This window comes from Amycolatopsis sp. NPDC031561, assembly GCF_055580625.1.
Genome location: NZ_JBVILA010000026.1, coordinates 73,107 through 93,256 on the forward strand (window position 1 = coordinate 73,107; position 20,150 = coordinate 93,256).

Consider the following 20,150-nt stretch of genomic DNA (forward strand, 5'->3'; position numbering starts at 1 on the left):
CGTCGTTCGAACCGAAGGCCTCCTATCTCCGTAGCACTTCTGTTTCACCGCACCAACGAGGACAACGATGCCTGAGCCGACGACGCAGGAACCCGTTCCAGCCGAACTACGGGCCTTGGCCGCCGACGCCGACGCTCTCGCCGAGCGGACCGCGGAAGTGGCTGCCCGCCTGGAGGCCGCGGACGACGGGCACTTACAACGCCTCGCCCAGCCGATGAACAAGGCCACCGATGACCTGGCCGGATACACCGGCGAGATCGCCCGGACCGCCGAGTACCTGACCCGCGTCCGGGTATCCCGAGACCCCCATCTATGCGACGTCCCCTGGGGCATCTGTCCTGTCCACGGCGTCACTTTGCACTCGCTCGGAGACCGGGCCTGGTGCACGGCAACAGGTTGCGCCAACGCCTGGAATTACGACCGGCTGCACACCCCTTGCACCGAACCGGCCGCGGCGATCGCCACCGATCTCGACGGCGTGACCGGATCGCTCTGCTCGGCCCACGCGACGGACGCCGCACAGCGACTGGACGGATGCAGCATCGAGTACCTCAATCACCGCGCGGCGAACAGCTGATCGGCTTCCCAGAGCCGAAGGCCGACCAGAGATCAAACGTGCGAACCCATCGCCGTCGCTGGAGGCAACACCTGCGCGTAGTAGCCCGACGTCGACACGCCCAGCAACCGTGCCATGCGGCGGACCGAGAACCGGGTGTGCTCCGGCGAATCGGTCGCGATAAGCCCCGATACTCAATGCCGCCACAGGTCTTCGGTTGGCGTCGAGCACTGGAACAGCCGCAGCCGTGATCCCCAGATTCGAGGCGGCCTTGTTCAGGCAGGACTCGCTGATCTCGAGCTCACGCGCGGTCTCCCGGACCGACTTGCCAGCCCGGACCAGCCCTGACCAGAGCGACCGCCCGAGCCCGGAACTCAGCGGGATAGGCCTTCGGCATGATCGACAGCCTCCCAGACGACAAGCCATTAACTCCACAAACCCGAGTCCGTCGTCTAGGGGCAACCCCACCGTGTCCGGCGAACGGGGGGGGGGGGAACCTCAGGTCGACATCTTGATGTGGCCCCACCTGCCGTCGTCGGCGTAGGAGCGGCACTCTGATTTGGCCCCACCTCGTTCGGGTGTTTCAGCTGGTCGGGCGGGGTGCTCGCTGGTGACGACATGTCATTGACTGGGACCTGATCGCGTCGCAGTTCCGCCACCTGATGGAGGTGGCTGTCTCCGTGCGGGAGGGCGCGATCTCCTCCACGCTGCTGCTGCGCCGGCGGGTGACCGCCGCGACCAACAAGGTCGAGTCGTTCAGCCGGTTCTCCCAGTGGGTCGGCTTCGGCAACGGCGGGGTGATCGCCGACGACGACCCCGTCGAGCAGGAGAAGACCGCGGAGTTCAACGCGCTGCTGTCCAATGCGGTGATATTCCATAACGCGCTCGACATCGCCGAGATCGTGCGCCAGCTGCAGGCCGAGGAATGGACATCGTCCCGGACCTCTGCGCGGCGACGAGACAGCGACCGAGGGGTTTCACAGGCCGCGTGAGCCCCTGTCCCGAGTCGGCGTCCGTCAGATCACCCGCTCCACCTGGTCGGGCGTGATCTTCACGTCTGCGTGGGCTCGTGATCGTTGCGTTCTTGCTCCTGCGCCCAGGTGATCGCCCATTCGTCGAACGGACGGAGGGCATCACGGAGCGCTGCCCCCAGCCGAGTCAGCTCGTAGCCATCGGCCGAGGAGGTGATGATCCCGCTCGATGCGAGTTCGCGAAGCCGCTGGTAGAGGACGCTGGACGACAGGCCTTCACACCGCGCCAGCAGCGCGCGGGCGCCGAGCGGACCCGCACGCAGTTCCCAGAGAACTCGCAGCGCCCACCGACGGCCGAACAGGTCCATCGCGGCCATGACGGGACGGCCGGTCGTCGATCCACGAACCGGTGTTCCTGGGCGCGGTGTCGGCATGACCCTCCTTGTGTTTCGTTATTCGAAACACTAGCATCCACTCAGCGTTTCTGATTTCGAAACGACTCGACCCGTAAGTCAGATTCACTCGTCCCAACACCGGAGGTTCCATGCCCAAGGGCTACTGGGTCAGCGTCTACCCCACCATCACAGACCCTGAGGGGCTTGAGGTCTACAACGGTCTGGCCGGTGTGGCCGTTAAGGCCGCAGGCGGGCGGGTGCTCGCCAGCATCGGCAGCCGGGTCGTCGCACACGAAGCCGGAATCGCCGAGCGCGTCGTCCTGATCGAGTTCGACAGCTTCGAACAGGCGGTCGCCGCATACGAGAGTGCGGCCTACCAGAAGGCGCTGGCCGAACTCCCCGATGGCTTCGAACGCGACTTCCGCATCATCGAAAGCCTCGACTGACCGATGTCCTGGCCGGATGTCACGGTGGTTGATGCTTGGCCCGGACCGTCTGCCCGTTCAGCCGGGCGGGCACCGAGTAGAGCGCCTGCCGGACGGTGATCCTGGCGTAACGGCCGACCCGGGGTGTCGTGGTCCAGAGCGATGTCGAACTCGTCCACCGGCAACGCCGCCGGCAGCGGCGCCTCGAGGGCGAAGTCCTCCCCGATCGCGCTGGTGCGGTGGCCAATGTGGCGGGCGTCTTCGGCCAGATCAGCTGCGGCGAGCTTGTCGTTGATGCCGGCCAGACCGGAAATGTCGGCGATCTTCGGGACCGGCACGAACCAGCGACGCCGGGACCAGTCACCCTCGCCCTCGACGCCGCCCTTCTCGTGCGCGCCTTCTTTCCCTGGCATGGAATAGAAACTCGTCACACCGAACACAGACTTGAACAGGACCCATCGATCCGTTTCCACCCGTGACCGTCCAAACCAGACCCTGCGGACCGCGGTGCCTCAGCCTCGCCTCCGGCACGATCCACTTCGTCGCCGACGATTGGCTGTCCTCCTGCGGAGTCTGGCTGAGCGGCTGGGACCAGATCATCGATGGGCCTGCGGGACTGACCGACCCGGCCAAGGCGCGCACGCCCCGTTCCCGCCGGGGGTAGCCGGGGCCATCTAGAGTTGGTGAATGCTGGTCGACACGCTTCTCGCCGGCGTGCTCGTCGTCCTGATGGTGACCGGGGTCGATCCGGCCGCGCCGTTGCTCGCTTCGGTGCTGGCAGGCTTGTCCGCGGCACCTATCGCGGTGCGCCGCAACGCTCCGATGGCCGCCCTGGTGGTGTCCGGTCTCGCTTATACGGGGTCGGCGCTGCTCGGTTACGGTGACTCGAAGACCTCGGGGATCGGTGTGCTCGTCGGTGTCTTCAGCGTCGCCATGTACCGGCCTCGGCGGATCGCGGCGGTCGGCTGGCTGATCGGTGTCGCGGTGCTCGCCGTCGACTACGTCATCGTGCCCGTCAGTGTGCCGTGGTCCGAGGTCGGCATGGTGATGCTGCAACTGATGGCCGCGTGGGCGCTGGGTGAGAGCACACGCAACTGGGCCCGCAGGGCCGAGCAGGCACGGCAGGCGGTGGTCGACGAGCGCAGGCGGATCGCCCGCGAGTTGCACGATGTCGTCGCGCATCACATGTCCGTCGTGTCGTTGCAGGCGGGGGTGGCCGAGTACGTGTTCGACTCCGACCGGGACACGGCCAGGCAGGCGCTGACCGACATCGGCGGAGCGGCCCGTGAGGCGCTTGGAGAGATGCGGCGGTTGCTCGACGTGCTGCGGACCGACGAGCAGGACACCGACTACGCGCCACAACCCGGTTTGGCCGATCTCGACGCGCTGGTCGCCCGTGTCCGGGACACAGGTCTCGAGCTCGAGTACGAGGTCACCGGGGCCGCGAGCCCGTTGCCCGCCGGGCCGGACCTGTGCGCGTACCGGGTCGCGCAGGAGTCGTTGACCAATGTGCTCAAACACGCGGGTGGATCGACCGCCCGGCTGACCTTGGACTACGGGACGACGATGCTGACGCTGAACGTGACCGACGACGGATCCGGCTCATCCGGCCACCGCTCGGCCGGTGAACCCGGGCGGCGGGGAATCGTCGGCATGCGGGAACGAGCCGAACTCTATGGTGGCGTACTCATGGCCGGGCCTCGGCCGGAGGGCGGGTTCTCGGTGACGGTCAGGTTGCCGCTGTGACCATTCGTGTCCTGGTTGCCGACGACCAGCCGCTCATCAGGGCCGGGTTGGTGTCGTTGTGCAACGCCGCGCCGGGCTTGACGATCGTGGGCGTCGCGGTCGACGGCGACCAGGCGATCGCGCTCGCCGCGAGCACCGCCCCCGACGTGATCCTGATGGACATCCGGATGCCCAAAGCGGACGGGATCGTCGCCACTCGGCGGATCCTGGCCGCTTCTCCGGATCCGGCACCGAAGGTGATCGTGCTGACCACTTTCGACCTCGACGAGTACGTCTACGCCGCACTGGCCGCGGGTGCGGCGGGATTCCTGCTCAAGGACACGCCGCCCGGCCGGATCATCGGCGCGATCGAGACCATCGCGGCCGGTGACATCCTGCTCGCACCGCAGATCACCCGGCGCCTGATCGAGGCCTACGCGCGGCATCACCGCCCGCGTGCCGCCGAGCACCCCAGGCTGAGTGCGCTCACCGCGCGGGAGACCGAGGTGCTGCGGCTGATCGGCACCGGGTCGAGCAACGCCGAAATCGCGGATCGCCTCGCTCTCAGCGAGACGACCGTGAAAACCCACGTCAAGAGGATCATGGGCAAGCTGCGGCTGTCCAGCCGCGCCCAAGCGGTGGTGGCCGCCTACGAGAGTGGCCTGGTGGTGCCCGGCAAGCCTGCCGGTCACTGACCCAGTTCCCTCGCCCGCGACCGCACGTCATCTGCCGGGATGAGCCTTCTCAGGGTTTCCCCTTACCCCGCCGGGAGTGTGCGGTTCAGACCTCATGGCGACGCGTTTAGCGCCTTCTCGCTGCCAGTGTTCGTGGTGGTAAAGCCACCCGATCACTGGAGGTTTCCTTGCGTTCGAACATTGTGGGGCGGGCCGTCGCCACCACCGTCGCGGTGACGAGCATCGCCGTCGGCGTCCCGGCGGTGGCCACGGCCGCGGATCCGCCCGGGTTCGCCGGCAGGCAGCAGATCGAGAGGGCGCTCGATCAGCTCGTCGCGGACGGCTCGCCACCGGGCGGGCAGGTCGTGGTCACCGAGCGGGGCAGGAGCCGGGAAGTGGCCCGCGGCGCCGGTGATCTCCGCACCGGGAAGCCGTTCCCGCGTGAGTCGCGAATCCGGATCGGCAGCAACACCAAGACGTTCGTGGCCGCGGTGGTGCTCCAGCTGGTGGCGGAGGGGAAGGTCGACCTCGACGCTCCGATCGAGCGATACCTGCCCGGCGTCGTCCGGGGCGAGGGCAACGACGGCACTCGAATCTCCGTTCGGCAGCTCCTGCAGCACACCAGCGGCCTGCCCGACTACGTGCGGGTGACGGACATCTACGCCAACCGGTGGAAGTCCGTCGAAGCCGGGGAACTGATCAAGGCGGCGATGACGCTCAAACCCGACTTCGCGCCCGGTACCGGCTGGGCATATTCGAACACGAACTACGTCTTGGCGGGCCTGCTCGTCGACAAGGTCACCGGCAACCCGGTCAGCGGCGAGATCACCCGGCGGATCCTCACGCCGTTGCGGCTGCAGAACACCTATTTCCCGCGCCCGGGCGACACCGGGATCAAGGGACCACACCCGCGCGGCTACGAAACGACCGAGGCAGGCGCGCTCGTCGACTACACCGATCAGGACCCGTCCTGGGGAGGTGCCGCGGGCGCGATGATCAGCACCGGCGAGGACCTCAATCGGTTCTTCACCGCGCTGATGGCGGGCCGCGTGGTCCCGTCGGCGCAGCTGGCCGAGATGAAACGCACCGTGGCGTCGGCCGAGCACCCGGGCGGATACGGTCTCGGGCTCATCCGCAACCTCACCTCCTGCGGCAAGGATCTGTGGGGCCACGGTGGCAGCATCCCCGGGTTCCGCACGCGCGGCGGCGTCACCACCGACGGACGCGCGGTGAACGTCACCGTCAACCAGATCGTGCCAGAGCAGAACGGGTCGGCCGATGTCTTCAAGGTCGCCGACGTCGCCGTCTGCGGAACGCGTCCTTGATCAAGACGCCTGAATTTTCCTGTCACACCGAAGCTCGAAGGAGAAACATCATGAGCACCATCCGATTCGGACGTCGAGTCCTGATGGCGACCGCCGCCCTCACCGCAGTGGCGGCACTCGCCCCGGTCGCCGCACACGCGGCGCCAGAGAACGGCCGGCAGAACACGGTCAACGCGCTGCAGCGCGTCTCCCATCCGCTGCGCTCGACCGAGCCGGGGCGCCACAACGCCGACCTGCGCGCGCTCGGCGAGATGGTCGCCGACGCCAAGATCGTCGGACTCGGTGAGGCGACCCACGGCTCCCACGAGTTCTTCACCATGAAAGAACGCGTTTTCCGTTACCTGGTGGAAGAGAAAGGGTTCACCGGTTTCGCGCTGGAGCAAGGCTGGCCGGAGGGCCTCGCCATCAACGAATACCTTCTGACGGGCAAGGGCGACATCCGCGCGCTCACCAAGACCGCCATGGAAGGCTCACCGTGGGAACGTGAGGAATTTCTGCACCTGTTCGAATGGATGCGCTCCTACAACCGCGAGCACCCCGGACGTCCCGTCCATTTCGTCGGGGACGACGTCGGCACCCGCCTGTCGAACAGCTTCTTCGCCAAGGTCACCGACTACGTCCAGCGGAAGCAGCCACACCTGCTGGCACAGATCAACGGGCTGTACACCGGTCTGCGTCCGATCGACGACGAAGCCACCTATCTGAAAAAGCCGTTCGCCGAGCGCAAAACCTTGGCGGACAACGCGGAAAAGGCGTTGAAGACGCTCAGTGACATCAAGGACATGGACTCACTCGTCCTGCAGTACGCCCGTTCGATCGCCCAGACCGCACGCTACTACGCGGTCGACGTGACCGATCCGGCCGCGATTCCGGCCATGCAGCTCGGCCGCGATCGTGCCATGGCCGACAACGTGGCCTGGTGGCAGCGACGCACCGGCGGCAAGGTGCTGGTGTCCGCCCACAACGGCCACGTCGCCAAGGTAACCCCCGCGACCGAGTTGTATCCCAAGGTGCAGGGCGACTTCCTCCGCGAGATGTACGGCAAGCACTACGTCACCATCGGAATGAGCTTCAACGAAGGCTCGTTCCTGTCCAGGAACAACGGCAGCCCGTGGCAGAAGTTCAAGGTCGGCGCCCCGGAGAAGGATTCCAACGAGGCCACGCTGGACAAGGTCCGCTACGACGACTTCTACTTCGACGCCCGCACCGCACCGGCATCCGCACGAGCCTGGCTCGACGGCACCCGCCCGACCCGCTCCATCGGCACCCAGTTCCCGATCGATCCCTTCCAGATCTCACTCGGCCGCTCCTACGACATCGTTGTCCACCTCCACGACGTCACCGAAGCAAAAGTACTGCGCTGACCAGACCACAACCGGCCAGCCCGGGCAGAGCGCCATACCAAGACCTGATTACCGGAATACGCATAAACCCCAATATCACACCGAACCATAAGCACATTCCTTCACAACATCAAGTAAACCCCGAGACTGATTTTCGACACATCATCCTCAAGTAATGGTAAATCGAAAGGAGCGCGGGCCCGGTGTTCGAATTGCCAAACAACAGCCGACGCAAGGTGCACCGGCATTTGCGGGAGCTGGAAATCTTCGCCGATCGATACCGTAAGGCAGAGGGCGCCGGGTCAGCGAAAAAGGTGACATACGCCGGCTGGCGCGGCGGCGCACGACTCTGGGCAGGTACGTCGGCCGGGCAACTGCTCGCCTACAACGAACAGGGCGCCGAAGCGGTGTGCAGGTTCCGGCCGGGTGACCGCACGCTTTTCGACGTCAAACCCCGCGGACACCAGATGGATACCGCGGTGCGCGGTTTCGCCGTCTGGGGGTATCGGCCGGGAGTGTTCGGAGCGGTCGACACGGGCGTGACCCGACTCGATGTCACCGACTCGAACGGCGTCGTTCACCCCGCTGACATCGTCGCCCACACTTTCGTCGTGAACGTCGACCCCGGGCCATGGGAGCCGCCGGAATTGACGGTCCGGGTCTACGCCAAGCACAGCATGCCGCGTTACGAGGGACCTCTACTGGCAAGCGGGTAGGCCTGTTGCCGTCGATGGCGATCCCCAGGACTGGACTAAATTTTTAATTTTTGTAATCAACATCGGTAAGCCGTGTCATGGCTACAAGGCGAAGACCATCCGGCATCCCAACCCGTCCAAGGCGGCGAAGGGACTGACCAAGTACCCGCCACCGATTCCACCTGGCAAGAAGCGGGCCAGAGGCGCCTGGAGCAGGACCAGTGTGTACGAGATCCTGAGAAACCCCAAGTACACGGGCTATCAGATCTTCAATCGCCGGGCTTCTCGCTCTCGCGGCGGCAAGGTCAACGACCCCATCAAATGGGTGTGTCGCCGGAGCCGGTTCACGAGCCGCTTATTCCCAAGTGGATGTACGACGAGATCAACGCGCACCGCGACGCGAAGCGGGAGTCTCGCGACGGCGACTCGGCCAACAAACATCCGCTCACCGCACGCACCAATCTCTTCCGGAGCAGGATCATCTGCGGATGCGGTCGTCGGATGTACGGCAGGACCGTCGGGCGATTCTCGCCGCCGATCTCTCAACGGTCGATGACCGTGCCGCTCAGGATCGCCACAATGAACGGGGACGCCTCCAACGACAACTCGACGACATCACCCAGCGCCAGAGGTCACTCTTGGCTCAAGCCCAGCAAGGCGACCCGGATGACCCCTTCACCAAGGCTCTCCGCGGAAGCTACAACGAACTGGAAGGAGGCAAGACCGAGGCCTTGGACTGCCGCATCTGGCACTCGACTGAATCACAGCGGCGACGAGGCCACCATCACCATCCGGCTGCCCGCCGACCAGCTGCCTGAAGTCGCCATCTCGGCGGAAAGGATCACCGACGCCATGCCTACACAGAACGTGCCCGCTCAGCGCGCGGCCGACACTTGTGGGGTTGCTGTTGGTGCCCCCGGTGAGATTCGAACTCACACTGGACGGGTTTTGAATCCGTTGCCTCTGCCAGTTGGGCTACGGGGGCGTCGCGGGGTGAACTTTACGGGATCGCGGGAGCGCCGCTTCCGCCGGGCCCGAGAGTGTGACGACTATCTGACGTGGTGAACGCCATCTCGCCGACTGGATCGTTCCCGGTAGGCTTCAGGTTCGCGGACAGCCCGCGAGCCGAACTGCCCGACGACCTTCAGGAGGACCCCGGTGACCGAGCAGGCTGCCGAGGCCAACGGTGCCGTCGCCGCACCCCAGCGGCGGGTGCTCGTGGCCGAAGATGAGGCCCTCATCCGTCTGGACCTCGTCGAGATGCTTCGCGAAGAGGGCTACGAGGTTGTCGGTGAGGCCGGAGATGGCGAGCAGGCCATCAACCTGGCCACCGAATTGAAGCCCGACCTGGTGATTCTCGACGTCAAGATGCCCAAGCTCGACGGGATCGAGGCCGCTTCCAAGATCACCGGTGACCGGATCGCGCCGGTCGTGATCCTGACCGCGTTCAGTCAGCGCGACCTCGTCGAGCGGGCCAGGGACGCGGGCACGATGGCGTACCTGGTCAAGCCGTTCGCCAAACGCGACCTGGTGCCCGCCATCGAGCTGGCCGTGAGCCGGTTCGCCGAGCTCCAGGCGCTCGAGTCCGAGGTCGCGGGGCTCACCGACAGGCTCGAGACACGCAAGGTCATCGACCGGGCCAAGGGTCTGTTGATGAGCCGTCAGGGTCTCACCGAGCCGGACGCGTTCCGCTGGATACAGCGCACCGCGATGGATCGCCGGACCACGATGAAGGCGGTGGCCGAGGCCGTCGTCGAGAGCATCGGCTGACGAACCCGAGAAAAAGGCCACCTCCGGCGACGGAGGTGGCCTTTTTTCGGCTCAGGACCCGCTTGCGGTCCGCATCACCCAGTAGACGTCGGTGTTCTCGACGGTGCCACCCAACCGGGCGGCGCCGGGGCCTTCGGCGGTGACAGGGGTGTCGGCGCCGGTGTGGTCGTGCGTCGTCCAGTCCACAGTGAACTGGAGCTTCGAGCCGGGTACGTCGAACGGACCGTCCTGGTCAGGGTCGGTGTCGGAGTCGTCGTAGTTCTCGATGCTCAGCCCGCCGGTCTCGTGGTCGCCGCCGATGATCACCAGCGTGTCGGGGTGCGTGCGGACGAACCGCATGACCTCGGCGATCGTGGCGTCGAGCGCGCGGCCGGCGTCGATCACGCCGTGCGCGTTGTTCTCGTGCGACATCCCGTCGGTTCCTTCTTCCTCCAGGAAGAGGAAGAAGCCTCGCGGGTTCTTCGACAGCGTGTCCAGTGCCTTGCGAGCCATCTGCTGGAGCGGCACCCGCGGCGCGTACTTCCCGACGCCGTCCGGGCCGTAGTCGACCATGTCCTCGTTCGCGAACAGGCCGAGGATCCGGTTCGCCCGCGTGTTCCGCAGTTCGTCGCCGTCACGCACGTAGGTGTAGCCCGTTCGCTGCGCGCGTTCGACCAGGTTGCCGTACGGGCTGCGGCTCTCCTCCCCCGGTTTGTCCGGCCACAGACCGGGATTCCCCTTCGGGTACCACCAGTCCTCACCGCCGCCGAGCAGGACGTCCGGACGGCTGCTTTCGATGTACTGCTTCGCGATGTCGCTCTGCGAATCCCGGCTCGGCACGTGCGCCGCGAACGCCGCCGGCGAGGCGCCCGTCACCTGCGCGGTGGTCACCAGTCCGGTCGACTTCCCTGCCCGTTTCGCCCGTTCGAGGATGGTTTCCAGCGGACGTCCGTGGACGTCCACGCCGACGGCGCCGTTGCGCGTCTTGTGCCCGGTCGCCAAGGCGGTAGCCGCCGCGGCCGAGTCGGTGACGATCTCGTCGGGATCATCCGACGACGTCCGCACGAGACCGGTGGTCGCGAGCCCGTCCATCGCCAGTTCGCCGCGTTTGCCCTTGAGTGCCAGCCGGAGCAGGTCGCGCTGCCCCAGCCCGAGGCCGTCGCCCTGGATGTAGATGATGTTGCGCGCCACCCGCGCCCCGGATCCCGCCGTCGTCGTCTCCGCGATGGCGCCCGAGCCACCGCACAGGACCACCAGAACCGTCGCCGCCGCCAGACCACGTCCGCGCACATCGCCTCCCGTTAGTTAGGAACCTTTCCTAACAGAGAAGTCGCGGGAAGGCGAGGGTCAGCGGCGAAGGATTCCCGCGTCATGCGCGAGGATCGCGGCCTGGACGCGGTTCGCGCAGCCGAGTTTCGCGAGAATGTGGCTGACGTGGATCTTCACCGTTCCGCTCGACAACCGCAGTTCCCCCGCGATCTCCGCGTTGCCCAGTCCCCGCCCCACCCGCACCAGGACGTCGCGTTCGCGGGCGGTCAGCGCGTCGATCCGCTGCCTGGCCCGCGCGACGGTGTCCGCGTTGGTCGCGTCGGTGTCGCGGAACCGGTCGATGACCTGCTTCGCGATCCGGGGCGACAGCACCGCGTCGCCGGTGGACGCGGACCGCACGGCTTGGATGAGTTGCGCCGGATCGGTGTCCTTGAGCAGGAAACCGGCCGCTCCCGCGCGCAGGGCCCTGGCCACGTAGGCCTCGTCCCCGAACGTGGTGAGCATGATGACCCGCACCTCCGGCGCGATCCGGCCGAGCTCCTCCACCGCGGCGAGCCCGTCCACCCTGGGCATCCTGATGTCCATCAGCGCGACGTCCACGGACATCCGCCGGACGACGTCGATCGCCTCCGCGCCGTCGGACGCCTCGGCCACGACGTCGATGTCGCCCGCCTGGTCCAGCAGGAGCCGCGCACCGGCGCGGAGCAGCGGTTCGTCGTCGGCGAGCAGGACCCGGATCATCGCGTCTCTTTCGGTACGGGGACCTCGAACCAGGTCTTCTCCACCAGTCCGCCGTCGCCGAAGCAGAACCGGAGGATCGCGGCGGTTTCGGCGTCGGGCGGATCGTCGGCCGGGGTGTAAACGCAGTAGGTGTCCTCGGGGACCGGCGGCTCCCGGTCCCGCGCGGCGGCATGCGCCGAGGGTTCGTTCGGGCCGAACCAGGCCTCGACCTCCTCCTGTGTCATCCCGATCTTGACACTGGCGAGTGGATCTTCGTGGTCGGCGGGCGTGAGCGGTGGCACGAAGGCCAGCGTCGTCAGCAGCAGCGCGGCGACGGCGGCCAGTCCGGTCGTCAGCATCAGGCCGGACAGGATCCGGCCCGGTCGTCTCTCCGTGTCCGCGACCTGCGGTTCCTCGGCCTCCTCTTCGGCGAGAGGCGCGTCCGCCCGCTTCGGTAGATCGGCCGTGACCGCGAAGCCGCCGTCCGGGTCCGGCCCGGCCGTGAACGTGCCGCCGAGGAGACGGACACGTTCGCGCAGGCCGACCAGCCCGCGGCCGGTACCGGGCAGCCGCTCCCCCTCGACCGGCTCCGCGCCATTGCGCACCACGATCTTCACCAGCTCGGGGCCGTGGTCGACGACGACGGTGACCGACGCGGCGGCGGCGTGCTTGTGGACGTTGGTCAGCGCTTCCCGCACCACGCGGTGCACGGCCCGGCGGACCGGCGGCCGGACCCCGTCGAGGTCGGGCCCGGCCCAGTCGAACGTCACGTCGAGGCCGGCATCGCGCGACGACGCCACCAGATCGGCGATGTCGGCCTCGGTCCCGGCGGCGTCGGTGGCCTACGCGGGCTCCGCCGGTTCCCCGCCCGGCCGCAGGATGCCGAGGGACTGCCGCAGTTCTTCGAGCGCGACCTTCGCCGTCGTCCGGACGTGCCGAGCGGCCTGCCGCAGCTCCGGATCCTTGCCCTCGGCGGCGACCTCCAGCGCGCCCGAGAACATCGTGATGAGGCTGAGCCGGTGCCCGAGCTGGTCGTGCATCTCCTCGGCGATGCGCGAACGTTCCTCCAGCCGCGCCCGCTCCCTGGTCACCTGACGGGCTTCCGCGAGGGATTCCGCCCGCTCCCGCAACGCCACCACCAGCCGGGACTGCTGCGCCTGCATCGCGCCGACCAGCGCGGGCAAGACGAGGCACGACACCGTCGAGACGGCGATCACCACGAGGACGTACTGCCAGCGGAAGGCGGGCTGGGTGAGCAGCACGACCACGGCCGGGAGCAGTGCGGCGAGGCCGAACAGCGGCCACCGCCGCCCCCTGGTCCCCGCCGTGTGCGCGATGACCGCGAGGGCGACGCCGGTGGCGGGGAACAGCCCGAACAGCACCGTCGCGGCGAGCAGCGCGACCACCGCGAACCGGCGGCGCGCCAGCATGAGCACGACGGCGCAGGCGATCACCGCGGTCAGCACCGGCGCCGACGGGTAGAACACTTCCGGCCAGCCCCAGGCGGGCAGCAGATCGGCGAGGAAGATCGTCACGCCCGCGACGAAGCCGGCGAGGAGCACCTCGGCGAGCACGGTGACGAGCCGCCGGTCGACCATCTTCACGCTCCCAGCATCACACGGACCCGGTGGCGCAGCGGGCCGGGGCGGCGGGAATCGTCAAGTCGACCAGGTACCGGCTGACACCTTCGTCCACACAGGACGATCCACTGCCGTAGACGGCGTGCCCGACGTCCTCATTGGACAGCAGCACCGCCGACTTGAGGCTGCCCGCCAGGTGCCTGGACCAGCCATACGGAGTCGCGGCGTCCTTGGTGGTCCCGACGAGCAGGATGGGCGGGGCGCCGTCGGCGCGGATCGTCCGGGACGGCACCGTCGCGGCGTACAACTGCCCGATCCGCGTCCCATAGGAGTACCCGAGGTAGTTCAGCTTTTCCTGGCCGGTGACCACGCGCAGGACGTCGAGGTCGCTGACGACGTCGTCGGTGCCCAGGTGCCGCAGCACGTCCTCCCCGGTCCCCTTCAGGCACGCCTCGGCGTATTGCCGCGTTTTCGGGACCGCGGCGCCGATCAACGGCAGGCCCTCGGGCGCCTTCGACGTGGGTTCGCCCTCGGTTTCGCACCGGATCCGCGGTTCGCTGCCGCCGATGCCCCGGGGATCGAAGCCGACCAGGTCGAACCGTTCCCGGACCGAGGCGGGCCAGGTGCCTGCGACGTCCTTGACCATGGCGACCCCGGATTGGCCGGGGCCGCCCGCTCCCGCGACGAGCGTGCCGAGCCGTCCCTCCGGCCTGGTCGCCGCGGCTTTGATCAACGGCAGGGTGAACTTCGGCCCGTCCGGTCGCCGGTAATCCGACGGCACGGTCAGCTTCGCGCACCGGAAGGCGTCGCACGGCCGCCAGTCGAGGGTCTGCCGGTAGAACGACGCCAGCGCCGCCTGGTGCTCGGGTTCGTCCACTTTGGTCACCGGCGCCGGGCTCCCTTGCGACGTCGTACATCCGGCGACCAGCGCGACGGACAGCATCACGCACTTCCAGCTCACTCGGAACTCCTGCTTTCGGGGCACCGGACGATCCAACCCCGGCGCCACCTCCTCGCACGACCCTCGACAGGCTGAAAGTCCGTGCCTTCGTCGGCCATGAGGACTAGACCGAAAGACATACCCAGGAACGATGAGATCCAGACCACACGATCGGGTCGTGACGATCTTGGCTCCGCTGGGTCTATGGAGTGTGGAAGTGAAGAACTTCCGCCACAGGCAACGGAATCCGAACCGAGGAGATCGCGATGACGAACACCGCCACCACCGCCAAGCCGAACTCGAACTCCGCCGCCCCCGCCGAGAACGGCGCGCTCGTCTCCAGCCAGGGCGTGACCACGATCGCCGACACCGTCGTGCAGAAGGTCGCGGGCCTCGCGACCCGTGAGATCACCGGCGTCCACGCGCTGGGCGGCGGCGCCGTGCGGGCGTTCAACGCGTTGCGCGAGCGCATCCCGGGCGCCACCGCGTCCGCCGGGCAGGGTGTCTCCGTCGAGGTCGGCGAGCGCCAGGCCGCGGTCGACCTGCAGATCGTCGTCGAATACGGCGTCGCGATCGCGGATCTCGCCAAGTCGGTGCGCCGCAACGTGATCGGCGCCGTCGAGCAGATGACCGGGCTCGAGGTCGTCGAGGTCAACATCAACGTGTCCGACGTGTACATCCCGGGCGACGACGACACCGACGAGCAGACCGAATCCGGCCGCGTCCAGTGACCACCGGCGCCGGTCCGCGCCCCACAGCAAGGAGAACGTTCATGAACGCCACCCATCTCGGCCTGTTGACCGGTCTCGTGCTCGGCGTGGCCGGCGCGTTCGGCGGCTTCGGCGCCTTCCTCGTCGTGCTCGTCCTCGCCGTCCTCGGCCTGCTGGTCGGCCGGTTCCTCGACGGCAAGCTCGACCTCTCGGCCCTGGCCGGCCGCGACAGGGGCTGAGCGCCATGACGACCATGACACCCGCCGCGCCGGAAACGGACGGGCGCGGCGGGCTGACCGTGGCCGCCGGTGCCGTGGAACGGATCGCCGCACGGGCGATCACCGAACTCGACGGCATCGGCGGCGCGGCCTCCCGGGTGCTCGGGATCGCGGTCGGCGGTGAAGACCTCGACCAGGGCGCCAAGGTGAGCGCGAACGTCACCGCCACGACGGCCACCTTGGACGTCCGGCTGTCGGTGAAGTACCCGCTTTCGGTCCGCGCCACCACCGAAACCGCGCGGGAGCACCTGATCCTCCGCGTCGGCGCGCTCTCGGGCCTGACCGTCACGAGGGTCGACATCACCGTCACGGCCCTGCATTCAGGGGAAACCGAAACGAGGAGGGTCCGATGAAACGGCGCCCCCGCCGCAGCGTCCCGGCCGTGCTGGTCGCCCTCGTGGTGCTGGCGGGCTGCGTCCTGGCCGCCGCCGTCGCGGTCCAGACGATCATCGGGGAGAAACCGTGGGTCAGCTACGACGCCGTCGCGTCCGCGCTGCACGACACCCGATGGAGTGATCCACTGCCCGCGATCGCCGGTGGGGTGGTCGCACTGATCGGCCTGCTGCTCCTGGTGAGCGCGATCGTCCCGGGCAGGCCGACCGTGCTGCCGCTGGAAGGCGGCACGGACTCCGGTGCCTCACGGCGCAGCTACCGGTCGACGCTTCGCACCGCCGCGTCCACTGTGGATGGTGTTTCGGCGGCGAGGCTGAAGATCAAGCGGCGCGGGATCGTCTCGGTGGTGACCACCGGGCGGACGAACACCGCGGGTCTCGCCGACGCCGTCCGCGCCGCCATCGAGCACCGCCTCTCCCAGATCGGCCCCGCGACCGTTCCCGCCGTGCGTGTCCGGGTCAAGGCCACCAGGAGCGCGTCATGACCGATCTCAACCGTCCCGCCCGCCTGAACCGCACCCTCCTGGTGCTGACGGGCCTCGTGCTGCTCGCCGGCGGTGTGTTCGCCGTCGGCACCCATTTCGGCAGGATCCCCCTGCTCCAGCCCGGCACCACGCTCGTGCCCGGCACGGCCACACCGCCCGGCTGGGCCTGGTACGCCGTCGCCGGGGGCGCGGTGGTCGTCGGACTGCTGACCCTGCGCTGGCTCGTCGCGCAGCCCGTCCGCAAACCCAAGTCCCGCACCTGGCGCTTCGACCAGGACGCGGGCCAGACCGCGCTGGCCGCGAGCACCGCGGTGGAACCGTTCGCCGCGGAGGTCGCGACCTATCCCGGCGTCCACGCCGCGCACGCCACGCTGGGCGGCACCCAGGACGCGCCGGTCCTGGCCGTGGTGCTGAGCGCCGAGCAGGACGGCGATCTGGCCGCCATCCGCGAGCGGATCGCCGAGGAGGGCCTGCCGCGGCTGCGCCAGGCGCTGGATCTCGGCGAACTCCCGGTGACCATCGAATTCCGGTTCTCCGCCAAGGCCGGTCCCCGCATCCATTAGCACCCGTCCGCGACGCCGTCGGCACCGAACACCCCTGTGAGAGGTGTTCGGTGAGGGGAGCTGGGTGCGGTGAACGGTGGCCAAGCGGAACTGGAAGCGGAACTCGACCGGCTGTGCCGCCGGATCGCCTGCGCCGCGGAAGTCACCATCGACCTGCGAAACCTCCCGGAACTGCGCCGGATCCGCTCCGTGGTCGCCGATCACCTGGGCTTCGGCCGGGGCAAGGACGAACCGCTCGGCGCCCTGCTGCTGGTGGTCGACGAGCTGGTGAGCAACGCCTACCGGCACACGGACGGACCAGGCGAGTTGCGCGTCGTCCGGCAGGTCCGCCGCTTCTTGGTCGAAGTCTCCGACGATGATCCGGGGCTGGATGCCTTGCGCTCCGCCCCCGCCACGGCCCACTTCGGTCTCCGCCTTGTCGGTCAGCTTTCCCTCGAATGGGGTTTCCGGACCGAGCGGACCGGGAAAGCGGTCTGGGCGCTGGTTCCCGCGCAGATGTACTACGAGCGATGAGGAGTACCCGCATGTCCACCGTGACCCGGGCCGCCGACACCGTGCTCGACCGGACCCTGCTCGGCTACAGCAGCGTCGGCCACTTCCTGCGCAGGCGGTGGTGGCCGGAGGACCCGGCACCGGACGCGCTCGCGGGCAAGGTCGCCGTGGTGACCGGCGCGAAAGCGGGCCTGGGCAAGGCGACCGCCATCGGGCTGGCGAAGCTGGGCGCGACCGTGCGGATCGCGGTCCGCGGTGACGGCGAGGCCGCCCGCGCCGAGATCGAGCGGGCCGCACCCGGCGCGCGGATCGTCGTCGACCAGTGCGACGTCAGCCTGATCTCGTCCGTGCGCGACTACGCCAAGAATCTCGACGGCGAGGTCGACATCCTGATCCACAACGCCGGCTTGATGCCTGCCGAGCGCACCGAAACGGCCGAGGGCAACGAAGTCATGCTGGCCACGCATGTGCTCGGCCCGCATCTCCTCACCGGGTCGCTCCGGCCGAAGTTCGCCGACGGCGCCCGGGTGATCTGGGTCAGCTCGGGCGGGATGTACGGCCAGCCCCTGCGCACCGACGACCTCCAGTACCTCCAGGGCGAGTACAAGCCCGCCGCCGGATACGCGCGCACCAAACGGATGCAGGTCGTTCTCGCCGAACTCTGGGCGGACGAACTGGACGGCTCCACGGTCACCGTGCACAGCGCCCATCCCGGCTGGGCCGACACCCCCGGTGTCGCGACCTCCCTGCCGACGTTCCAGAAACTGACCCGGCCGATCCTGCGGTCCCCCGAGCAGGGCGCCGACACCTTCGTCTGGCTCGCCGCGGCCGAGGAACCGGGCCGGTACAACGGGATGTTCTGGCACGACCGCGTCCAGCGGCCGACGCACTACCTCGGCAAGACCCGGGAAACCGCCGCGCAGCGCCAGGAACTCTGGCAGGCCTGCGGGCGGCTGACCGGTTCCTAAGCGAGCGGGATCATCGCGACGGCCGGGGTGGACGGCGTCCGCGAACCCCCGGCGGGTTCCGCGGTGATGCCGACCCGGTCGATCCCTCCCGGCAGATCCGCGAGGACCGGACGAGTCCGATGTGGACCGTCCTGCGCCAGCAACCCGGCCGAATGCACGCCGCTCGCCCCGATGAGCCAGACCTGATACGCCTTGCCCGGCGCCAGCGGCGGGAGATCACCCGCCAGCACGACGACCTTGCCCTGGCTCAGCGAAGTCACCACCGTGGTCGTCCCACGTTCAGCGCCCTTCACCGTCGAGGCGTCGGGCGCGGTGAGCACGGAGTTCACCGAGGCGAGCTGCTGCTGCGCGGGATCGGCCCCCGGCTCGGTGGTCGTGGTGACCAGGCCGAACACCAGTGCCCCGACTGCGGCCGCCGCGGCACCCCACAGGGCTATCCGCACCGGCTGCTTCTTCGCGGGCTGGGCCCGCCGCACGGCCGCGACCAGCGGTGGCCATTGGCGGGTCTGAGAGACCTGCGTGAGGGTCGATTCCCTCAGCCTCGGCGGTGGCACGACGGCGAGCGATGCCCCGAGCCGCGCCGCGGTCTCCCGGAGTTCCCGGACCTCCTGGCCGCACGCGGAGCAGCCCCGGAGATGCCGCTTGAACGCCGCGGCCTCCTCCTCCGGGACGGCGTCCAAGGCGTAAGCCCCGGTCAGTGTGTGCAGTTCCGCCGTCATTGCCCCACCCCCAAGCAGTCGCGCAACCGGATCAGTCCGTCGCGGATGCGGGTCTTCACCGTGCCGGGCGCGGTTTTGAGCACTTCCGCGACTTCCGGATAGGTGTACCCGTTGTAATAAGCCAGCACGACCGATTCCCGTTGCAGGTCGGTCAGCGCGGACAGGCATTGGCGCACCCGCTGCTGCTCCAGATTGGCGATCGTCGACTCGGCGACCTCGTCGAACGGGCGCCGGAAATCGAGCCTGCCCGCGCGGTCGTCCCGGTCGAGCGCGGCCTGATGCGAACGCACCCGGTCCACGGCCCGCCGGTGCGCGATGGTGAGCACCCAGGCCAGCGTGCTCCCCTTGCCCGGTTTGAACCGGGCCGCCGTCCGCCACACCTCCACCAGGACCTCCTGGGTCACTTCCTCGGCGAACGTGGCGTTGCGGACGACTCTGTTCACCACTCCCCACACCGGTCCCGCCACGACGTCGTACAGATCGGCGAACGCCTGTTCGTCGCCGGCCGCGACCCGCTGCATCAGGCTCGACTCGGCAGGCTCCGCTCCGGTGCCGCCGTTTTCGCGCAGACTCGTGCGCACACCCTCGACCATCAAGCTGCCTCCACCTCACCCGACGCCCGGCTACGCGGTTCCATGGCGTCTGGAAGGGATTCGGTGCCGGTGGCGTGACGGACTGGTCGGGTGACGAAACTGACCCGAACGGGGCCTAGATCCCTTGCTGATCGAGTACGTCGTCCATTGTGGACTTCAGATGCCGCAGGAAGGCCTCGAACCGCTCGATCTCCTCCGCCGGGTACTGCGCCACCAGTGCCGCGAGCCCCGCGCTGAACGGGCCGAAGAACTCCCGCGCGGGCGCCTGGATGTCGGGTCCGCTGCGCAAGGTCACCATCCGCCGGTCGGCGTTCTCCCGGGTCCGCACCACGTAACCGAGGTTCTCCAGGCGGTTCAGCAGGTTCGTGGTCGCACCGGAGGTCAGCGAGATGCGTTCACCGAGGCGGGCCGGGGAAAGCGGCGAACCGGTGTCTTCGGCGTAGAGGATCTCGACCAGCGCGGCGGCGTCGGTGGCGTGCAGGCCGAGCCAGTCCGCGAAACGCCGGGTGAACTCGGTGTAGTTCGCCCCGAAGCTCCGGAGGCCGTCCAACAACGACGTGACCCGATCCTCCACCGAACCTCC

Annotated in this window: 28 protein-coding genes and 1 tRNA gene; 18 read left to right on the forward strand and 11 right to left on the reverse strand. The window is 68.4% G+C overall.

Features of this window, described 5'->3' with window-relative positions; all coding sequences use genetic code 11:
- Positions 1-67 precede the first annotated feature (67 nt).
- Positions 68-577, forward strand: coding sequence for a hypothetical protein (locus ACZ5IK_RS36465; protein WP_465491829.1), 510 nt, complete (start codon positions 68-70; stop codon positions 575-577).
- Between the two features lie 641 nt (positions 578-1,218).
- Positions 1,219-1,548: a Tn3 family transposase gene (locus ACZ5IK_RS36470; RefSeq protein ID WP_465491830.1), complete on the forward strand. Its 330-nt coding sequence runs from the start codon at positions 1,219-1,221 to the stop codon at positions 1,546-1,548.
- Between the two features lie 59 nt (positions 1,549-1,607).
- On the opposite strand, the gene ACZ5IK_RS36475 is transcribed toward ACZ5IK_RS36470, so the two are convergent.
- A complete protein-coding gene (locus ACZ5IK_RS36475; RefSeq protein WP_465491831.1) occupies positions 1,608-1,961 on the reverse strand; it encodes a winged helix-turn-helix transcriptional regulator in 354 nt (117 codons plus the stop codon).
- Positions 1,962-2,071: 110 nt separating this feature from the next.
- Between ACZ5IK_RS36475 and ACZ5IK_RS36480 the strand changes: the two genes are divergently transcribed.
- The gene (locus ACZ5IK_RS36480) at positions 2,072-2,368 is read left to right on the forward strand and encodes a DUF1330 domain-containing protein (RefSeq protein WP_465491832.1); all 297 of its coding nucleotides are present in this window, start codon (positions 2,072-2,074) and stop codon (positions 2,366-2,368) included.
- Here ACZ5IK_RS36480 and ACZ5IK_RS36485 read toward each other — a convergent pair.
- On the reverse strand, positions 2,296-2,820 hold the full coding sequence (locus ACZ5IK_RS36485; RefSeq protein ID WP_465491833.1) for a hypothetical protein: 525 nt from the start codon (positions 2,818-2,820) through the stop codon (positions 2,296-2,298). The two genes, ACZ5IK_RS36480 and ACZ5IK_RS36485, sit on opposite strands and share 73 nt — an antisense overlap.
- Before the next feature lie 2 nt (positions 2,821-2,822).
- Here ACZ5IK_RS36485 and ACZ5IK_RS36490 point away from each other — a divergent pair, with 2 nt between their 5' ends.
- The 7 genes from ACZ5IK_RS36490 (at position 2,823) to ACZ5IK_RS36520 (ending at position 8,665) form a co-directional block, all read left to right on the forward strand.
- On the forward strand, positions 2,823-3,011 hold the full coding sequence (locus tag ACZ5IK_RS36490; RefSeq protein WP_465491834.1) for a hypothetical protein: 189 nt from the start codon (positions 2,823-2,825) through the stop codon (positions 3,009-3,011).
- A 23-nt stretch (positions 3,012-3,034) separates the two neighbouring features.
- A complete protein-coding gene (locus ACZ5IK_RS36495) occupies positions 3,035-4,093 on the forward strand; it encodes a sensor histidine kinase (RefSeq protein WP_465491835.1) in 1,059 nt (352 codons plus the stop codon).
- Complete coding sequence (locus tag ACZ5IK_RS36500) at positions 4,090-4,767, forward strand: response regulator transcription factor (RefSeq protein ID WP_465491836.1); 678 nt, start codon at positions 4,090-4,092, stop codon at positions 4,765-4,767. The genes ACZ5IK_RS36495 and ACZ5IK_RS36500 overlap by 4 nt, the downstream gene beginning before the upstream one ends.
- Before the next feature lie 167 nt (positions 4,768-4,934).
- Complete coding sequence (locus tag ACZ5IK_RS36505; RefSeq protein ID WP_465491837.1) at positions 4,935-6,071, forward strand: serine hydrolase domain-containing protein; 1,137 nt, start codon at positions 4,935-4,937, stop codon at positions 6,069-6,071.
- A gap of 50 nt (positions 6,072-6,121) precedes the next feature.
- Entirely contained in the window at positions 6,122-7,435 is a 1,314-nt protein-coding gene (locus ACZ5IK_RS36510; protein ID WP_465491838.1) for an erythromycin esterase family protein, read from the forward strand.
- 182 nt (positions 7,436-7,617) lie between these two features.
- Entirely contained in the window at positions 7,618-8,130 is a 513-nt protein-coding gene (locus ACZ5IK_RS36515; RefSeq protein WP_465491839.1) for a hypothetical protein, read from the forward strand.
- A gap of 202 nt (positions 8,131-8,332) precedes the next feature.
- Positions 8,333-8,665: a hypothetical protein gene (locus ACZ5IK_RS36520; protein WP_465491840.1), complete on the forward strand. Its 333-nt coding sequence runs from the start codon at positions 8,333-8,335 to the stop codon at positions 8,663-8,665.
- 352 nt (positions 8,666-9,017) lie between these two features.
- Here ACZ5IK_RS36520 and ACZ5IK_RS36525 read toward each other — a convergent pair.
- Positions 9,018-9,094 (reverse strand) — tRNA-Leu (locus tag ACZ5IK_RS36525).
- A gap of 173 nt (positions 9,095-9,267) precedes the next feature.
- On the opposite strand from ACZ5IK_RS36525, the gene ACZ5IK_RS36530 reads away from it, so the two are divergent.
- The gene (locus tag ACZ5IK_RS36530) at positions 9,268-9,879 is read left to right on the forward strand and encodes an ANTAR domain-containing response regulator (protein ID WP_005157321.1); all 612 of its coding nucleotides are present in this window, start codon (positions 9,268-9,270) and stop codon (positions 9,877-9,879) included.
- Between the two features lie 51 nt (positions 9,880-9,930).
- Here the strand turns inward: ACZ5IK_RS36530 and ACZ5IK_RS36535 are convergent, their stop codons facing one another.
- The 5 genes from ACZ5IK_RS36535 to ACZ5IK_RS36555 are packed head-to-tail and all read right to left on the reverse strand — an operon-like array spanning position 9,931 to position 14,388.
- On the reverse strand, positions 9,931-11,148 hold the full coding sequence (locus ACZ5IK_RS36535) for an alkaline phosphatase (RefSeq protein WP_465491841.1): 1,218 nt from the start codon (positions 11,146-11,148) through the stop codon (positions 9,931-9,933).
- A gap of 57 nt (positions 11,149-11,205) precedes the next feature.
- Positions 11,206-11,868, reverse strand: coding sequence for a response regulator (locus tag ACZ5IK_RS36540; protein ID WP_465491842.1), 663 nt, complete (start codon positions 11,866-11,868; stop codon positions 11,206-11,208).
- Positions 11,865-12,647, reverse strand: a complete 783-nt coding sequence (locus ACZ5IK_RS36545) for an ATP-binding protein (protein ID WP_465491843.1) — start codon at positions 12,645-12,647, stop codon at positions 11,865-11,867. Before ACZ5IK_RS36545 ends, ACZ5IK_RS36540 begins: the two co-directional genes overlap by 4 nt.
- Positions 12,648-12,689: 42 nt before the next feature.
- Complete coding sequence (locus ACZ5IK_RS36550) at positions 12,690-13,445, reverse strand: sensor histidine kinase (protein WP_465491892.1); 756 nt, start codon at positions 13,443-13,445, stop codon at positions 12,690-12,692.
- 16 nt (positions 13,446-13,461) lie between these two features.
- A complete protein-coding gene (locus ACZ5IK_RS36555) occupies positions 13,462-14,388 on the reverse strand; it encodes an alpha/beta hydrolase (protein ID WP_465491844.1) in 927 nt (308 codons plus the stop codon).
- Positions 14,389-14,633: 245 nt separating this feature from the next.
- Between ACZ5IK_RS36555 and ACZ5IK_RS36560 the strand changes: the two genes are divergently transcribed.
- The 7 genes from ACZ5IK_RS36560 to ACZ5IK_RS36590 all read left to right on the forward strand — a co-directional run bounded on the left by ACZ5IK_RS36560 (position 14,634) and on the right by ACZ5IK_RS36590 (position 18,255).
- Complete coding sequence (locus ACZ5IK_RS36560) at positions 14,634-15,098, forward strand: Asp23/Gls24 family envelope stress response protein (protein ID WP_465491845.1); 465 nt, start codon at positions 14,634-14,636, stop codon at positions 15,096-15,098.
- A 41-nt stretch (positions 15,099-15,139) separates the two neighbouring features.
- Complete coding sequence (locus ACZ5IK_RS36565; protein ID WP_005154991.1) at positions 15,140-15,316, forward strand: hypothetical protein; 177 nt, start codon at positions 15,140-15,142, stop codon at positions 15,314-15,316.
- Positions 15,317-15,321: 5 nt separating this feature from the next.
- On the forward strand, positions 15,322-15,708 hold the full coding sequence (locus ACZ5IK_RS36570; protein ID WP_465491846.1) for an Asp23/Gls24 family envelope stress response protein: 387 nt from the start codon (positions 15,322-15,324) through the stop codon (positions 15,706-15,708).
- Positions 15,705-16,232: a DUF6286 domain-containing protein gene (locus ACZ5IK_RS36575; RefSeq protein ID WP_465491847.1), complete on the forward strand. Its 528-nt coding sequence runs from the start codon at positions 15,705-15,707 to the stop codon at positions 16,230-16,232. Before ACZ5IK_RS36570 ends, ACZ5IK_RS36575 begins: the two co-directional genes overlap by 4 nt.
- The gene (locus ACZ5IK_RS36580; RefSeq protein ID WP_465491848.1) at positions 16,229-16,795 is read left to right on the forward strand and encodes an alkaline shock response membrane anchor protein AmaP; all 567 of its coding nucleotides are present in this window, start codon (positions 16,229-16,231) and stop codon (positions 16,793-16,795) included. Before ACZ5IK_RS36575 ends, ACZ5IK_RS36580 begins: the two co-directional genes overlap by 4 nt.
- Positions 16,796-16,864: 69 nt before the next feature.
- Positions 16,865-17,308, forward strand: a complete 444-nt coding sequence (locus ACZ5IK_RS36585) for an ATP-binding protein (protein ID WP_465491849.1) — start codon at positions 16,865-16,867, stop codon at positions 17,306-17,308.
- Between the two features lie 11 nt (positions 17,309-17,319).
- Complete coding sequence (locus tag ACZ5IK_RS36590; RefSeq protein ID WP_465491850.1) at positions 17,320-18,255, forward strand: SDR family NAD(P)-dependent oxidoreductase; 936 nt, start codon at positions 17,320-17,322, stop codon at positions 18,253-18,255.
- Here ACZ5IK_RS36590 and ACZ5IK_RS36595 read toward each other — a convergent pair.
- The 3 genes from ACZ5IK_RS36595 to ACZ5IK_RS36605 form a co-directional block, all read right to left on the reverse strand.
- Positions 18,252-18,974, reverse strand: coding sequence for an anti-sigma factor (locus ACZ5IK_RS36595; protein ID WP_465491851.1), 723 nt, complete (start codon positions 18,972-18,974; stop codon positions 18,252-18,254). The genes ACZ5IK_RS36590 and ACZ5IK_RS36595 overlap by 4 nt on opposite strands.
- Positions 18,971-19,567 carry an ECF RNA polymerase sigma factor SigK gene (gene sigK, locus ACZ5IK_RS36600; RefSeq protein ID WP_465491852.1) on the reverse strand — a complete coding sequence of 199 codons (597 nt, stop codon included), beginning with the start codon at positions 19,565-19,567 and terminating at the stop codon, positions 18,971-18,973. Before sigK ends, ACZ5IK_RS36595 begins: the two co-directional genes overlap by 4 nt.
- Positions 19,568-19,682: 115 nt before the next feature.
- Entirely contained in the window at positions 19,683-20,141 is a 459-nt protein-coding gene (locus tag ACZ5IK_RS36605) for a MarR family winged helix-turn-helix transcriptional regulator (RefSeq protein ID WP_465491853.1), read from the reverse strand.
- Positions 20,142-20,150 lie beyond the last annotated feature (9 nt).

Bases quoted from the DNA above. Each gene is read 5' to 3' on its own strand.
- ACZ5IK_RS36465 (WP_465491829.1), top strand. From the start codon at position 68: ATGCCTGAGCCGACGACGCAGGAACCCGTTCCAGCCGAACTACGGGCC.
- ACZ5IK_RS36470 (WP_465491830.1), top strand. From the start codon at position 1,219: ATGGAGGTGGCTGTCTCCGTGCGGGAGGGCGCGATCTCCTCCACGCTG.
- ACZ5IK_RS36475 (WP_465491831.1), bottom strand. From the start codon at position 1,961: ATGCCGACACCGCGCCCAGGAACACCGGTTCGTGGATCGACGACCGGC.
- ACZ5IK_RS36480 (WP_465491832.1), top strand. From the start codon at position 2,072: ATGCCCAAGGGCTACTGGGTCAGCGTCTACCCCACCATCACAGACCCT.
- ACZ5IK_RS36495 (WP_465491835.1), top strand. From the start codon at position 3,035: ATGCTGGTCGACACGCTTCTCGCCGGCGTGCTCGTCGTCCTGATGGTG.
- ACZ5IK_RS36510 (WP_465491838.1), top strand. From the start codon at position 6,122: ATGAGCACCATCCGATTCGGACGTCGAGTCCTGATGGCGACCGCCGCC.
- ACZ5IK_RS36540 (WP_465491842.1), bottom strand. From the start codon at position 11,868: ATGATCCGGGTCCTGCTCGCCGACGACGAACCGCTGCTCCGCGCCGGT.
- ACZ5IK_RS36550 (WP_465491892.1), bottom strand. From the start codon at position 13,445: ATGGTCGACCGGCGGCTCGTCACCGTGCTCGCCGAGGTGCTCCTCGCC.
- ACZ5IK_RS36560 (WP_465491845.1), top strand. From the start codon at position 14,634: ATGACGAACACCGCCACCACCGCCAAGCCGAACTCGAACTCCGCCGCC.
- ACZ5IK_RS36565 (WP_005154991.1), top strand. From the start codon at position 15,140: ATGAACGCCACCCATCTCGGCCTGTTGACCGGTCTCGTGCTCGGCGTG.
- ACZ5IK_RS36570 (WP_465491846.1), top strand. From the start codon at position 15,322: ATGACGACCATGACACCCGCCGCGCCGGAAACGGACGGGCGCGGCGGG.
- ACZ5IK_RS36575 (WP_465491847.1), top strand. From the start codon at position 15,705: ATGAAACGGCGCCCCCGCCGCAGCGTCCCGGCCGTGCTGGTCGCCCTC.
- ACZ5IK_RS36580 (WP_465491848.1), top strand. From the start codon at position 16,229: ATGACCGATCTCAACCGTCCCGCCCGCCTGAACCGCACCCTCCTGGTG.
- ACZ5IK_RS36590 (WP_465491850.1), top strand. From the start codon at position 17,320: ATGTCCACCGTGACCCGGGCCGCCGACACCGTGCTCGACCGGACCCTG.
- ACZ5IK_RS36595 (WP_465491851.1), bottom strand. From the start codon at position 18,974: ATGACGGCGGAACTGCACACACTGACCGGGGCTTACGCCTTGGACGCC.
- sigK (WP_465491852.1), bottom strand. From the start codon at position 19,567: ATGGTCGAGGGTGTGCGCACGAGTCTGCGCGAAAACGGCGGCACCGGA.